Below are 14649 nucleotides of genomic sequence, written 5' to 3' on the forward strand. Positions count from 1 at the left end.
GGGGGGCGGAGAGGCCTAAGGGCCTCTTATGAATTCCGCCTTTCGGCGGAATTCCGGGGGAATTCGCCTGTCGGCGAATTCGTAAGGGTTTCTGTAAAACGCCTGACGGCGTTTTAGTTGGGCGTGGTGAAATTGCCTTTCGGCAATTTCGGGCCGGTTTGGGTTGGGGTATTTTCGGGTTTTGGGAATTCCCGCTGTCGCGGGAATTGCGGGGGTTGGGGTTGGGGCCCTGTCGGGCCCAGGGCGGGTGTGGGGGTGGAGGTGAGTTGACGGGGTGTCAGGTTGGGGGTGGGGGGTGCGGGTGCCGGGGGTGGAGTGTTTCAAAGCGGTGGCCTGTCTAGAGTCTGGGTTGGGAGCTGGTGTCCTGTACAGGACGGGGGAGTTGACGGTGTGTGAGGCGGGGTGGCCCCTGCCGGGGCCGGGACGGGTACGGGCGCAGGTGCGGGGCAGGCCCGGCCATAGGACCGGGCAGGACCGTACGGGGGTGTTCCCTGCACTGCCGGAACCCCACCCCCAGCCCCCATCCCGCGTACGCGAGGACGCCCTGACGGGCGCAGCATGCACCCCGTCACATAATGCAAGTTCAGATACCAACATCCCTCACTGAATAATTCCGTACGGGTGGCAAACAACAGCAACCATAGTCCGGACGTGTGGAGCTGGAGACCAAAATTGGAGGGGCGAACGTGAGAGCCTGGCGGCCCTACTTGACGCACACAGACAACCGAGTTACCTGACGTAGAGTCAGACACAACAGGAAGCGGATTGTGAATCCCTTTACGGCTTGGAAACTATAAAATACGGCTGCCCATGGAAGGTCAAGCGTCTCGTTTTTAGCTCCTTCTAAGAGGTGGAATAGGAGAACATGAAGGATTCTGAGTGGGTGCAATTTGGGGTGGAGTCCAACGAATTAGAGCGTGGCCCAGAAAAGCCCGATTGGAGCTAAGCCATAGAACAGAAGTCTCGAATTGAGGGCGAAGGAATCCGGCAGGCGGAGGCACAGGAGCCGAACGGCCCCCAGGGCCGGGCGGCGGAACCTGCCACGGGGACTAGCCACGCCTGGTGTTGTTGCTTGTCCGTCACGGCTGGCACCACCCGAGACTCAGAGCCGCTGGTGCCGCCTACGGTCGGCACTCGACCCACGGAACCGCACGCGAAGCCTCCTCAGCCCTCAGGAGGGCTAGGGGCGGCCCGGAGGCTAGGAAGGCGCGCGGCTGCGGCGTACGGGGCGCCTGGGGGCCTTCGCGGACGCGGTGGACGATGCCGGCCGGGAACCGCATGACCGCGGGAGGCCTTGACCCTGTCCTCGCGCGCGCGTGCGTCTCAAGGAAAAGAGGGGCCTCGCGTGAAACCGCTTCTGACCTGCGGCTTTGCGAAGGGGTATGTGTCGGTGCTGACACATTGACCTGCGGAAATGTGTCCGTGGTGCCACACCGACACCCACATTAGCCAAGCCAGCTTGTACAACTGTGCGTCACTGCTGGTGGCGCCAGGTTTCCAGCTAACAGGGCTCGGATGTGGTGTGTCGGTGCCGACACCAAAGCGCCACGCCCACGTGTACAAATCTGCCAACTGGGGTTGGCTAACTGCTAGGGTCCGTGCGACCGTTCCAAGATCGAGGACAGGACGACCGTCGATGCCCCGCCAGCCCAAGCGCCCTTCCTCCGGCCGCACCAAGGGCCGGATCACCGCCGTTCAGCCCGGCGGTGACAGCGCCTTCACAGAGAGCCTGTCGTCCCGGCTGGGCAAGGACATCAAGCCGCCGTCCCGTAAGCGTCCGGTGCAGCAGATGGACGTGAGCGTCCGGTACACGTACCGCGCGCCCCACGAGGTCTACGGCAAATCCGGCTACAGCGTGGTCTCCAACGACTTCCTCGCCGACGTCCTGGCCGTGTTGATCGCCCAGCACGGCATGTCCCCGATCCAGTCGGCGGTGCTGCTGTGGTGCATCGGCCGGCAGCGCGAAGGCTGGCTGCGTGCCACGCACAAGAAGATCGCCGACAAGCTGGGCGTGGAGCGGTCGAACGTGACCCGGGCGCTCGGCCGGCTGGAGGGGTGGCACATGATCCAGCGTGTCGACACCGGCCTGATCTTCGTGAACCCGCTGCTCGGCTTCGAGGGCAACGGCGATGTGCAGCACGAGGTCCTGGACGCGCTGCGCAGAGGCGCGCCGGAGGGGGCGTTCCCGGAGTTGAAGGCACCGCCGGCACCGCGGAGCGTGCAACTGGAACTCCTGGCCGACGGCGAGGACGATGAAGAGGTCGACGAGGAGGGGCGGGCATGCTGATTCAGGCAAGCGCCGGTTTCGGAATGCTGTACCGGCTGGACCTCACCAAGGCCGCGATGGACCTGCTGAGCGTGCTCATCGAGCGTCAGGAGCCGGGCGGCGAAGTGAACGCGTCTCAGGCCGAGTTGGGCGCCCGGGTGGGTCTGTCGCGGAACTCCGCGAACACGGCGATGGCGCTGCTGGAGAGTCGGCACCTGGTGCTGCGGCCCGTAGACCGCAAGTACCGCACCTACTACCTCCACCCCTACATCGCCTCTTACGCCACTCAGGAGGAGCTGGAGGACGCCATCGAGGACGCTGCGGTACGCATCGCCGAGGGTGAGCTGCCCGACATCACCGCACCGCTGTACGAGACCGCCCCGCCCAAACGCCAGCCCCAAGGCCTCAAGCCGGTCCGGGCGGCCGGGTAGCCGGCCTCGCACACGCCAACGGCGCCGCACCCGTCTGGGGTGCGGCGCCGTTGCCGTGTGGGCCGTCAGGAGAGGCGGATCGGCATCAGGAGGTGCCTGTATGTGTCGCCCCGCATGGAAGGGCCGGTGGTGAGCAGTACGGGCTTGGTGGCCTGTCCGTCGGTCGTCTCCTGGACGTGCAGGGTGATCGTGTCGTCGGTGAAGGTGGCGAGGGCATTGAGCAGGAAGGCAGGGTTCAGCGGGAGGCGGGTGCCCTGGACCGCTTCGGCGGTGCCGTGGGTGATCTCTGACGGGATGGTCATGCCCTTGACGCGGGCCTGGTCGCTCGCTTCGCCGACGCGTGGGGCGAGGGTGAGGGTGCCGTCGTCGGCCCAGGTGAAGCAGACCGGTGAGTACTTGTCGCCCTTGGCCTTGATCAGGGCGTGGCACTTCTTGACGGCCCGCACTGCCGTTGCGCGGTCGATGCGGACGGAGGCCTTGCGTGTCTTGGGGAAGAGCTTGTTGTGCGGCGGCAGGCTGCCGTGGAGGGAACGCACGGTGATGGTCGTCCCTCCCAGGGAGAACGTTGCCCTGGGAGCTTCGGTGTCGGTGGTGACCATGCCGATGCCCAGGGTGCCGTCGTGCGTCTTGAACCGCTTGGCCAGGGCGCCGAGGACGCTGGCCGGGATCAGCGTGGTGATGGGCTTCTCGAGCGAGTTCTTGGTCGCGGGGGCGGGGACATCCGCGACCGCGAACCGGTAGCGGTCGGTGGCGGCCAGGGTCAGTGTCTCGCCTGCGAGGGTCAGCTGGATGCCGGTGAGAGCGGGCAGAGTGTCGTCGCGACCCGCCGCCGGAAGGACGCGGTTGAGGTGAGCGAGGAAGGCCTGAGCGTCCAACTCGGCTAGGACGGGGGCGGGTTCGGCCGCATGCACGTACTCGTGGATGTCGAGTGCGGTGATCGGCACGCTGAGGTGCTCGGTGGTGAGTAGGTCGCCAGCCAGGGCGACCAGAGTGCGTGCGGCAACCGCTTTGGTTTCGCCCGCCACCATCGCGGCGAGTGCCTTTTTCAGCTCTGTGAAGTCCAGCAGCGAATTTCCCTGTGCCACCGGGGTCTCCGCGGGCAGGGTGATCCGTACGGCCGTTTCGAAATCGAAAGAGCTGAAGGTGACTTTGTTGCGGCCCGTCTGGATGAACACGCCAGCCGGGAACGGCGCGGGATTCGAATACGCCGAATTCTGTGATGTTCAGCGCCTCGATGATTTTCGCGTGCGTGGCAGCGAAGTGAGCTGTGGGCTTGACGGGCTGCTTCTCTGCCTGCGTTTCAGTCTTCGTGTCCTGGGTGACCTGCGGCACGGGTGCCTCCTGGGAATGTGTGAGCCTTCGGTGTTCGGGAGGTCTGCCACGAACCTTCTCGACAACACAAATATACCGCACTTCAGTCACTTTCGCGAGGGTGTGCACCCGAAATTCGCCCGCAATTCCCGCAGCTCAGAGGGTATTTGGACGCGACGCGCAGCAGGCGGCGGGGCGAGCTCAGCGCCCGTTGTCGGACCCCACGGTTTGCAGTTGGTCCGTCAGCCACCACGCCGGAGGCTGCGGGGTGGCGTCATTCCACTGGTGCAGTGTCTGGTCGTCTTGGTGCTCGTCGAGGTGGCCGCGCCACCGTGTGCAGAACTGGCGCCCCTCGGTCGGAACTGCGTACATCGACGGGCAGGGCGACGTTCGGATCCAGCCTCAGGTAGCCGCCGCGGCGCACGTCCTGGTCGATCGCCGACCCAGTAATGGTGTACGGGTACTTGCGCAGGGCCAAGTCCGTCAGGAGCGTCAGCCACGCGTGTGTGTCCGCAAGGGCGTATCCAGTGCGCCGAGGCACCCCACGCGTGGGGTACTCGTGCAACCGACTGGCGTCTACCTCGCGCTCACGGCGGCCGGCGTCCGCGATCAGCACGCGCTTGCCCCCCGGGCGCACGAACGGCAACTCCCGGGTTTTCGTGCGGCGACCCGACGACTTTATCGGCGGCTGCGGCTCGCCCAGGTGGATGCGGTGCCCCGGCTCAGAAGTGGCTCCGGCTGCTGCCCGGTCAGTATCCGAGATGGTGCTGGCGAGCAGTGACCAGGGAGCGCCAGCGGGCACGGACGGTGAGTTCATCGTCGAGCCACTGCACGGCCGACCTGCTGGGCTGGGGAAGGTCGCCCATGGCGGCTGCGATGTGGACGTAGTAGGCGAAGTCGCCGTTCGCGGTTGCCTCGTGCAGACGGTCAATGGTGGCGGTCAGGTCGTCCTGTGCGCCTCGTACGGCCTGGTGGAAGACGAGAGTGGTTTCCAGGAGCGGGGTGAGCCAGGCGAGCCCGGCGACGGTGATCTCGGTGCGCAGCACCGCGGCGCGGTCGGTGACGTCGTTGGTGCCGGCGTCACGTACGAGGGCGGCGACCTGGGCGAGGAGGGTGGTGGCGCGCTGGTCGAGCTGGCCGAGGAGCTGGTGCGTGAGGGCGAGTTCGTCGTCGGCACGGGCCGGATCGGTGAAGGCGCAGGCCAGGGAGAGGAGGGCCTGGGCGATGGCCCGCTCGCCCGGAGCGTTGTGCTGTTCGGCTTCAGCCCGTGCGGCGTCGTACGCGGCGATGGCACGGTCCATGTCGCCGTGCGGGAACAGGATGTGGCCTAGGACGCGGTGGTGGCGGCCCTTCCAGCCCAGGGTGGGGATTGCGGCGAGCGCGGTGGGGAAGTCGCCGCGGATCCGGGCAAGGTTGGCCATGCCGCGGCGGGCGCGCGGGGCGAGCCGGCCGTCTGCGTCGGCGACCTGGCGGTAGCCCTCGAGGGCAGCGTCGGTGCGGCCGAGGTCCTTGTGGGCCTTGGCCCGGTAGTACAGGGCGAGTTCGGTGAGCTCGTCGGACAGCAGACCGGTGTCCAGGACGGCGGTGAGGCGCTCGGCGGTGCGTCCGCGGTGTTCGTGCTGGCGGCGGGCGATGGCGGCGAGGAGCTCGGCCAGGGCGTCGGCGGGTGTGTCCGGCCCCAGCTGCTGCGCGGGCGGCTGGGTGGGTGGGGCGATGGGCTCCCAGACGGAGTCGTCGGTGTAGGTGTAGGCGGCGTCGGTGAGCCAGGCGAGGTCGTCGAGTTGGTGGTCACGGGCCAGTCGCAGGCCCTGGCGCAGGCACGCAACGAGCAGGGTCCGGCTGGGAACGACGGCGTCGGCTTCCTGCCATTGCCGGCCGAGGGCAGCGAGTGCCCGCACGGCGGCCTGGTGCCAGTCAGCTGCGGTCCACTGGTCCTCGAGGTGGTCGTCGCCTGTGCGCAGCGCGGTGCGAATGGCGCCGTGCAGGTGATACGGCCAGACCGCGTGCGGGTCCTCGCTGATCATCGGCCGTTCGATGAGCCGGCGCGCCGCTGACTGGTGGGTGAGGCCGGCGGCCTGTGTGGCCAGGTCCAGGTCCCAGGCGTCCAACAGGCTGGCGCTGCGCAGGACATGGCGTTCGTCGGTGGTCAGGTCCGAAAGGGTGCGCGCGATGAGGGCGGGGAAGGTGTGGTCGAAGTCGGCGGGCACGGGAGTGCGCCCGGTGCGGCGGATCTCCAGGTAGCGGCTGACGGCCAGGTCCAGGTGGAGGGGCAGGCCGTGCGAACGCTCGGTGATGACCTCACGGATTTCCGGACTGATCAGCGGCTGGCCGTCCTGGGTGAGGCGGCGAGCGAGGTGGTCGTCGCAGTCGCGTGGGGAGAGGTCCCCGATCAGATGCTGGCGGGTACCACCCTGCCCGGCGGTCGGGGCCGGCTGCTGGGTCGGGGTCAGGCCGGGCCAGGCCTCCGGGCCGGTGTAATCCAGCTGGCCCTGCAGGGCGGGGTTGGCCCACGGCAGGCGGTTGCGGCCGCTGACGACGAAGAACGCGTTCGGCATCAGCCACACCAGGCGCTGCAGCAGCCGCTCGGTGTCGCGGTGGCGATCGCCGGTGTCCTCGAAGGTGTCCAGCAGGATGACCGGCACTACCGAGTGCTTCGCGGGCAGGCGGCTGATCTCCCATGCCAGCAGGTGCGGATAGTAGGAGAGCGCCTCCAAGTCGGGCTCGATCTCCAGCAGATCGGCAGTGCGCGCGCAGCCGGCCAGAGCCCGTGCCCGCTCGCGTCGCTCGCGCAGTGCCGTGACGAGCGCGGACACGACCTGCCCGGCCGCCGAGCCGACGAGGCCGGGCAGTTGCAGTGCGCCGACGGCCTCACTCACTGCTCCCTGAATCTGTTGCGGCAGCATCTGCCCGAACCTGCCAGCGAGGCCGGTGCGCCGAACGTACTCCTCCAGGGGCTCGCCGGGGTGCTGTGTCTCCCAGTAGCGGCGCAGCGGCAGGTCGAAGCTGGGCAGGGGGCGGCCGACGTGAGCTGCGAGGGCGAGGCGGATTGTGAGCAAGACCCGTTCGAAGTCCGGCCCGTTCGATGCCGAGCGGGCCAGGTCGATGCGGACCGGCAAGATCCGCTCGCCTGACCAGGCAGGCTCGCCCCACTGGACGGGACGCTGCTCGGCATCGGTGAGCGAAGCCTCGATCTTGCGCAGCAGAGTCGACTTCCCCACGCCGCCCACCCCGTGGAACACGATCAGGTTGTTGCGCGGTGCCTCCAGGTCCTCGACGTCGAATCCGGGGGCGGCGAGGTGCTGCAGGTGTTCCTCGATGGCGGTGGCGACCAGGTGCCACTGGCTCTGGCGGTTGGTGAACGCCTCGCTGCTGCCCACGGGGTGATTGGAGCTGAACAGCGCGCGAAGGTCGGCCATGTGACGAGGTCCCCCCAGAAGTGATCACCTGAGACCCAATCTATGCCGCGTACCGTGGCCGGCCACAGGCCAGGTCCAGCCCAACACCGAGAATGATCTTTTCGCTGTTTCCGACACTCCGGAGGTGGTCTCCTATGAGCGAGTCCGCATCGCCCTCGCCGTCGTCCCCTGATCCGCAATCCCCGTCGCCGGGCGGTGAGAGCGCGGTTGGGATTGAGGAGGCGCACCAGGTCGTGGGCGCTGTCATTGCCTGGTACAGCCGGCATCTGCTGCTCGCACGGCGTTCCGGCGACCAGCAGCGGTTGGAGGAGCTGACGGCGCAGCGGCAGAGGTGTGTGGAGGACCAGGCCCGGCTCCAGGACGCCGGGTCTGAGGAGATCACGCGTATCGCCGACTCCTACGCCGCACTTCTCGCAGAGCTGGAAGCCTCCGAGCCGCGCGCTGAGGAGTAGCCACAGCGGGCGGGGCGGGGTGCCGTATGCCTGCCTAGGCGGGCACAGGCAGCGCGGCCGCGGGGGTGTATGTCGGGAGGCGGCGCGGCTGCTGGGCGGGCATCAGCGGGCATGCCAGCGCACCGATCGCGATGAGGTCGTCGCGGTACTGCGGCATCGCCGCGAGCAGCTGGCGCTGCGTGGCCCAGAACCTCGCGGCTTCCTCCTGGGTGTAGGGGCGGGCCTGCTCCGCGATCAGGGCCAGGTCGGCGGCTGGAGGCTGCGCCCAATGTCCCTGGCCGTCCTGTGTGTTGCGATACAGCGGGTGGGCATCGCGCCGCATGACCAGGACTTCGTCAACAACGGACAGCTGCTCCGCCATCGCCACCACCTCCGGCAGGACCGCGAAGTGAGCGTGGTGCCCGGCTTCGGTGGTGAACCGGGCGGGCACGCTCCGCCGGCTCAGGTTGGCGTAGCGGGCGGCCGTACCCTGCCGCGAATCGGCCGCGCGCACCGCCAGGACCACCAGCTCCACGCGGTAACCGGCTTGGCGGTACAGGGACGCGCCGGCGACGAACCCGGCGGCGCTGCCCGGGGTGACCTCGATGACCACGTCCCCCCGCCGCTCGCGCACGTACGCCTCGGCCTGCGCCTGCCAGGCCCGGTAGTCGGCGCGGATCCGCGCCGAGGCCGTACGCGGCTGCTCACGCAGCAGTTGCAGGTAGTCCGGGTGGGAGAACTTGAAGTCGTCGCCCGTGATGTGGGTCGCGCTACGCAGCGTACGGCGAACCATCTGGGCGGCCCGGGTCTTGCCGGCGCCGGGCTGGCCCACCACGTATACGGCGACCGGTTTCTCCTGTGGCGTGATCCGACCCAACAGGGACGGCACGATCAACTCATCGAAAACCCACTGGTGTTCCTCTGCGGAAAGCCTGTGGTAGTCGATCCCCGGCGCCTCTCGGCGAGGCTGGGCGATCCGTCGGACCGGCTCGGCCAGCGCGGCCGCGCGCTCGGCGTCGCGGCGCACGGCCAGAACCCAGTCTTCGGGCAGCTTGTGGCCGTACACGCGTCTGTCAGCGTCGGCGAGCTGACTGCGGAACAGTCCCGTTTCCCTGGCGTCCCACGGGCGCCTGCGCTCAGCGAGCACCGCCTCTGCCGCGCCCGCCGGGCGCCGCCAGGTCCCGTGCGGGCCAAGGTCGTTGCTGTAGACGACTTCCAGCGGCTCGGCGGCGCGCCTCACGACGAAGACCCGGTCGACCAGGTGTGCGGCCTCCACGATGCGGAGGGTGTCGACCAGCGCGGCCGCGCACGCGTCGTGATTGTCCCAGGAGACGTACCGGGCCTTGCCTTCCTCGGCCAGGCGCAGGTACCGGTCCAGAACGCCGAGCTGGCTGACGGCCTCGGGTACGGCCAAGGCCACGATCTCCACGCGGTAGCCCGCCTGCCGATACGCGGCCACCTCGTTCAGAAACCCCTGCGCGTCGGGCAAGGGCGCCTCCACCACCGCGTCGTATCGCTCGGCCCGCACCCGGGCCTCCACTTCGGCCTGCCAGCGGTATGTCTCCGGCCGCACCCGCACCCCAGCGGTGCGTACGTCCTCGGCGAGGAAGGCGGTGTAGCGAGGGTGGACGTTCTTGTAGGCGTCGCGGTCTACCCGAACCGCGCCGCCTCGCCGCTCGAGCGCGCGGTGCACCAGGTCGACGACCAGCGTCTTGCCGCTGCCCGGCTGCCCGGCGACGAACACCACGACCGGGCGCGGTTGAGATAGCGCCCCATCCAACGCGCTGGGCAGTACGGCGTCTGCCAAGACTTCCTCGGACCAGTCCCCGACCGGCGCGGCGGTAGCAGACGCGGCCAGACCGGTCCCTGGCGGCTGGGCCGGGGATTTCACGGTCCGGGACCGACTCGCCGAACTCACGTACTCCTCCACGATCGCGCTGCTGTGGGACATCAAAGTGAGCGAGGGAACCCGACTCGGGCCGGGCCGGTTGGTCAGAGTTGGTGCAGCTGTGTGCGCAGCGCATCGAGGGTCTGGCCGGCAGCGGTCCGCCACAGCGCCCACCCGTTCGACGCCGTGCCGGTCACAGCGGCAGCTGCCTTCGACGGCGAGGTAAACGGCACCGTCTTCCCCTCGACGATCAGCCGACCGTCAGCGGTCACCGTTGCCACCGCCTCTCGGCCCGCCCGCGGCTGCTGGAACGACAGAGTCTCCCCGGCCTTCAGCAGCCCCTTCAGCATCAGATCGGCCAGAGGGCCCTGCGGGGCAATGGCACGCCCCTCACGGGAGACACCGCCGTCCTGCGCGTCGTCGGGTGTGACATCGATTGACAGGGTGATGTGGACCGTTTCATCTGGGCCGGCGGCCGCCAAGCGGGCCATCAAGGACGAGTCGAAGTGCAGGCTCACGGTGGGCAACGCGGGACTCCTCTGGAGGACAACTCAACACCGCGATCACTCTACCCCAAAGAACTCGGGAGAACTGCAATTCACTTCGATTTGAAGCGGTCAGGAGAATTATGCTCTAGCGTAGGCGCCTCAGACAGTAGGTCGACCGTGCCCGCTAGGCGGGTCTGCCAGGATGGGGTTATGGCGCGAGAAACATCGACGTACGACGGACGGTTGAGGGATCTTGAGGCGGAGGCGTTCCGTACCGGCCGCACGCTGGCCGAGCACGGCGAAAAGCTCCAGCAGATTGGAGAACAGCAGGTGACAGCCTTCTCCAACATCGATTCCCTCGCCGACGCCATCGGCGCCCCCGGCGACCGGACGATCGTGCAGCGCCTGGACGCGATCGAGCGCGTGCTGTTCGCCCTGGCGCGGGCCCAGGGGATCAACCCCGACGAGGCGTAGAGCCTTGAGCGTGCCTGGCTGGCAGCCCGGCACCTGGGCCGATGCCCTGGCCGAGGAGATACAGGCCAGCTACCCGGGCGTGCGGCTTGAACTCGGACTCGATCCCGGTCCTTATCTCGTGCTGTTTTGGGTCCTCCTCCCGCAGAGCGAGCGAGGGAAGGGGATCGGCACGCTCGTCATGGAACGCATCACCGCCGCGGCCGACCTGCGCGGCGTGCCGGTGACGCTCAGCCCGAGCGGCGATTTCGGCGGGGACCCGGACCGGCTGCACGCGTTCTACCGGCGCTTCGGCTTCATCACCAATGCCGCCCGCGGCGAGATCGGCTCTGCCAAGGAGAGCATGGTCCGAGCACCACGCGAACCCGTCGAGGTCGACGGCCGCCTTTGGGACCACCGGTACAGCCGCTGGTGCTGAACCTCTGAGGAACTGAGGAGGACGGGCGCGACGACGGCCGTGCTGACCGGACGAGTCATGCCGGGACAGCCGCAGGAGCTGCCGGTGCCGTCACGGGTCAGGGTTGAAGATCACTCGCCTGTGGGGGCGCGCCCCCTGCAGGCGTCGAATGGCTTCTCATGGGCGCCGCCCGAACCACCGCCTCCATCCTCGGGGACGCGGTGAAGGCGCCGCTGGCGGCGGCGCCGGGGGCGGTGGAGGGAGGGATGGCCGTGGTGGAACGGGCGGTGGCTGTGTGGGGGCGGAAGCAACCGTTGGTTCGGGCTGCGGCGGTGTCGCGGTCGGCTCGTCGCCGAGCTCGGGTTCGGGCTGCGCCGACTCGACCGGCTTTGGGGCCTGTGGGGTTGGCGCTGGCGGCGGGAACGGTGTGGGGGCTGCGGGCTGGGCTGGTGCCGGCCGAGGCTCCGGTGCGGGGCGTGGTCGGCGGGCGCGAGCCCGGGCCTGGGCGTCGGCCCTCTGCCGGGCCGTGACGGGGGGAGGGCATGTCGGCTCGGTGGGCAGTCCGTTACTCGGGTCGGTTTCCCAGTAGGCGATCTGCCAGTGCTCGTCGGCGAACAGCCGCAGCTGCGGAATGTGTGGGGTGTCGAAGACGGTCCAGTCGCCGACGGCGAGGACGTGGGTGCCGGCGGCGAGCGGCTCGATAAGACTGTCGTGGGCGGATCGCAGCAGTACGTGGAACCGGGTGTCCCCGGCGGGCACATTGACTGCCAGGCGGGCGTACGGCTTTCCGTTCTTGTCCTGGGCGATGCTGTGGACGGTGCCGTGCACGGCAAGCGGATGGCTGATCGTCTCGCGGCGGGCGCATCGCTGGTAGAGGTCTGCGTAGGTGCGCGGGCTGTAGCAGAACCGGCCCCAGAGAATGGGTCGTTGGCCATGTGGCTTGACCCGGAAGCGCTCGACGATCTTGGGGTCGAAGCCGTGCAGCTGCAGGAATCGGGCTATCTTCGCGGCGCTGGTGATGGCTGGCGGGAGGTAGGGCCGCACGGTGGTCGTGTCACGGGTGCGGATCACGTCGGTGTCGGTGTCGTCGACGGGCACCGTCGGCCAAGGCGGCAGAGCGCTGATGTCGGCCGGCAGCTCGAGGCGGAGCAGGCCGTCGTCGGTGACATGGGCCAGACCGTGGGATCCGTGCGCGATGCTCGCGATGACCTCCGTGGGGTTGAGGAGGCAGCCCGACTCGTGGCTGGTCCCCTTGGCCAGGCGGAACAGGCTCGGGACGCTTTTGTAGCCGCGGACCGGTTCGACGACGCTCTCGCAGATCGGGCAGATCAGCGGGCGCTCGAACGGTTCCGGATCCGGCCCGATCTCCTTGGCCAACACCGGCCGCCGAGTTCGCTGTTCGCGGGCCTTGTCCACTCCGTCTCCTTGCTGTCCACCTGCTCCAATTTCGTGTCGCGGATTGGCTATCTCGTGCGGACTGGGCGTGGCAGAAGGTTGCGCAGGAGTTCCGCCGTGTCGGCTTCCATTTCGACCCCGCCCCCGATCGAATCGTTGATCCGGCGAAGGCGTGCGGCGGCCTCACGGAGTGCGTCGGTGTCGCCCACTGCGTGGTGGGCGAGGAACAGTTGGCGGTACAGGGTCTCGCTGTCTTCGACCGCGAGCAGGCCCTGTTGGGCGGCCCACAGAGCTCCGCGAGGGTCACGGGCTTCGCGTCGGCGGGTGGATAGTTCGCTGGCGACGTCCGTGATCGCGGAGATCATTTCTTGGATGACCGGTTCGGCCCAGGCGTATCGCTGGGGGTCCATGCCGGCGAAGGGTCGGCCGCGGACCAGTGCGAGGGCGCGCCGCAGGGCAAGGTCGCCGTCTTCGCTGGTGTCGGCGAGGCCGTGCCGGGCGTGTCGCTGGAAGTCCGCCCAGTCGCAGGTGACGTGCGGGCCGAGGCGGTAGCGCTTGTCTGGGGTGTTCTGGACGCGGGGCAGGTGCTGGTTGCCGTCGGTGTCGGTGCCGAGCCAGGAGCGGGCGCGGCTGATGACGGCGTTACGCATCTCTTTATTGACGCGGGAGGTGGGCCATAGGGCGGCATCGACGGCGTGGTGGTCGCTGCCGGGGTGGAGAGCGAGGAAAGCGAGAAGTTCGGTGGCGACGCTCTTACGGTTGGAGTCGACGCGTCCCGTGGCGCCCTCGATGGTCAGAGGGCCCAGAAGGAGGATGGACGGGCCCATCAGAGTCGGCTTGTCTTCGGTGGTGGCGGGCAGGACGTCAGCGAGAGGCTCGTCCTGTGCTTCATCGTCGGCTTCGGGCTCGGCGGGTGTGGGGATGGAGACGTGGACGGCGGGCGCTGTGATGGCGCAGGGCGTGGCCAGCGGGAGGGGTACGTCGGCAGGACCGGCGGCCGGTGCTTCGTCCGTGTCGCCAGCGTCTTCTTCACAGCCAGCCAGGACGTCGGCGAGGGATTCGCAGGTGTCGGTATCCGGTTCCTTGGTCAGGGCGACCGCGGCCGGGACCGGGGACGGGTGTTTCGAGTGGGGGGCCGGGTCGTCGAGGTCCTCTTGCTCCAGGGCAGCGTACTCGTCGGGCAGCCCGTCGATGCCTTCGTCGTCCTCGATTAGGTCTCCGTCGGCGAGGGCGGGTACGTCGGTGTCCATGTCGGCAGTGGTGAGCAGTTCGATCGCGTCGTGGAAGCGGTCGTCGTCCAGGGCCTGCAGGCGGACCAGCAGGCCGGAGTGCGGCAGGGCGACGAGGGTTTCGGGGTCCTGGCAGTCCAGCGTCCACGCCGCGTCCGGCAGGTCGGCGGCTGTAGTGGCGGTGATGACGGTGCTGGCGGTGCGCGGCTGCTCGGTGAGCGTCGACAGGAGGCTGTCGGAGGTGGCCCCGTCGGGCAGCTGCTCGGCGAGGACGATGTGCGGGGTCCAGTCGCCGGCGTCGTCGCTCAGCCTCGTGGCGCGCGGGGAGTCGGCGCCGAGCTCGGTCAGGGCGCTGCGCTGGTCGCGAGTGTGTGCGGTGAGTTCGGCCGTGGCGGCGTCGATGTCAGCGGCGCGGGCTACGCGTTCGGGTACGGCCGTCTCCAGACCGGGGACGGTGTGGCCAAGAGCGGTGACTTCGAGGTGGCCGGCCACGGGCGTGTTGGCGAGCTCGACCGCGATGGCCTGCAGGACGTGCCGGGCGAAGTCGGGGTTGCCATCCAAGTGGAGGAGACCGATGTGCTCGAGGTCGACCAGGACGTAGCGGCCCTGGGGATCCCAGCCGATCGAGACGAGCGCGGGGTAGGGGGCGCTGACGCCGTCCAGGGCTTCGGTGTCGGCGAGGTCGGGGTGGTTGGCGGAGCAGGTCCACAGGTCCTGACGGTCGTCGGGAGCGGTGAAGGGCGTGCACGGCGGGGCGCCTTGGGCGAGGTGGAGTTCAAGCCGGCTCTCGTGCAGGACCACCCCGTTCAGGGTGGGCAAGCCACGGCCGGCTGCTTGGAGGTTGAGGGCGAGGCAGCGCAGGGCGGCATTGAGCAGGTCGAATCCAGTGGGTGCCTGCACGCTGCGCAGGCCCTGCTCGGTGGCGG

11 protein-coding genes are annotated in these 14649 nt (G+C 68.8%); 5 read left to right on the forward strand and 6 right to left on the reverse strand.

The genetic code is table 11. From position 1 onward, the window contains the following. The first annotated feature begins 1636 nt into the window (after positions 1 to 1636). Both ABD355_RS43290 and ABD355_RS43295 read left to right on the forward strand, forming a co-directional pair. On the forward strand, positions 1637 to 2287 hold the full coding sequence (locus ABD355_RS43290; protein ID WP_344406850.1) for a hypothetical protein: 651 nt from the start codon (positions 1637 to 1639) through the stop codon (positions 2285 to 2287). Next, a complete protein-coding gene (locus ABD355_RS43295; protein ID WP_344406851.1) occupies positions 2281 to 2697 on the forward strand; it encodes a hypothetical protein in 417 nt (138 codons plus the stop codon). The genes ABD355_RS43290 and ABD355_RS43295 overlap by 7 nt, the downstream gene beginning before the upstream one ends. Positions 2698 to 2762: 65 nt before the next feature. Here ABD355_RS43295 and ABD355_RS43300 read toward each other — a convergent pair whose 3' ends face one another. Then, positions 2763 to 3872 carry a DNA polymerase III subunit beta family protein gene (locus tag ABD355_RS43300; protein ID WP_344406852.1) on the reverse strand — a complete coding sequence of 370 codons (1110 nt, stop codon included), beginning with the start codon at positions 3870 to 3872 and terminating at the stop codon, positions 2763 to 2765. Between the two features lie 885 nt (positions 3873 to 4757). Continuing rightward, positions 4758 to 7424, reverse strand: coding sequence for an ATP/GTP-binding protein (locus ABD355_RS43305; protein ID WP_344406853.1), 2667 nt, complete (start codon positions 7422 to 7424; stop codon positions 4758 to 4760). Positions 7425 to 7657: 233 nt separating this feature from the next. Here ABD355_RS43305 and ABD355_RS43310 point away from each other — a divergent pair, with 233 nt between their 5' ends. After that, a complete protein-coding gene (locus ABD355_RS43310; RefSeq protein ID WP_344406854.1) occupies positions 7658 to 7876 on the forward strand; it encodes a hypothetical protein in 219 nt (72 codons plus the stop codon). A 34-nt stretch (positions 7877 to 7910) separates the two neighbouring features. Here ABD355_RS43310 and ABD355_RS43315 read toward each other — a convergent pair whose 3' ends face one another. Beyond that, the gene (locus ABD355_RS43315; RefSeq protein WP_344406855.1) at positions 7911 to 9662 is read right to left on the reverse strand and encodes a zeta toxin family protein; all 1752 of its coding nucleotides are present in this window, start codon (positions 9660 to 9662) and stop codon (positions 7911 to 7913) included. 185 nt (positions 9663 to 9847) lie between these two features. Then, complete coding sequence (locus tag ABD355_RS43320; protein WP_344406862.1) at positions 9848 to 10261, reverse strand: DUF4357 domain-containing protein; 414 nt, start codon at positions 10259 to 10261, stop codon at positions 9848 to 9850. 180 nt (positions 10262 to 10441) lie between these two features. Between ABD355_RS43320 and ABD355_RS43325 the strand changes: the two genes are divergently transcribed. Then, positions 10442 to 10705, forward strand: coding sequence for a hypothetical protein (locus tag ABD355_RS43325; protein ID WP_344406857.1), 264 nt, complete (start codon positions 10442 to 10444; stop codon positions 10703 to 10705). Positions 10706 to 10709: 4 nt separating this feature from the next. After that, complete coding sequence (locus ABD355_RS43330; RefSeq protein WP_344406858.1) at positions 10710 to 11120, forward strand: GNAT family N-acetyltransferase; 411 nt, start codon at positions 10710 to 10712, stop codon at positions 11118 to 11120. Between the two features lie 156 nt (positions 11121 to 11276). On the opposite strand, the gene ABD355_RS43335 is transcribed toward ABD355_RS43330, so the two are convergent. Both ABD355_RS43335 and ABD355_RS43340 read right to left on the reverse strand, forming a co-directional pair. Further along, positions 11277 to 12515: a hypothetical protein gene (locus tag ABD355_RS43335; protein WP_344406859.1), complete on the reverse strand. Its 1239-nt coding sequence runs from the start codon at positions 12513 to 12515 to the stop codon at positions 11277 to 11279. Between the two features lie 47 nt (positions 12516 to 12562). Further along, the coding region (locus ABD355_RS43340; RefSeq protein WP_344406860.1) for an AfsR/SARP family transcriptional regulator at positions 12563 to 14649 on the reverse strand (2087 nt) is incomplete at its 5' end.

The sequence above is a fragment of the Streptomyces longisporus genome, from assembly GCF_039532765.1.
Classification (GTDB): domain Bacteria; phylum Actinomycetota; class Actinomycetes; order Streptomycetales; family Streptomycetaceae; genus Streptomyces; species Streptomyces longisporus.

Excerpts from the sequence above, each read along its gene's own strand:
- ABD355_RS43290 (WP_344406850.1), top strand. The coding sequence starts at position 1,637 with ATGCCCCGCCAGCCCAAGCGCCCTTCCTCCGGCCGCACCAAGGGCCGG.
- ABD355_RS43295 (WP_344406851.1), top strand. The coding sequence starts at position 2,281 with ATGCTGATTCAGGCAAGCGCCGGTTTCGGAATGCTGTACCGGCTGGAC.
- ABD355_RS43305 (WP_344406853.1), bottom strand. The coding sequence starts at position 7,424 with ATGGCCGACCTTCGCGCGCTGTTCAGCTCCAATCACCCCGTGGGCAGC.
- ABD355_RS43325 (WP_344406857.1), top strand. The coding sequence starts at position 10,442 with ATGGCGCGAGAAACATCGACGTACGACGGACGGTTGAGGGATCTTGAG.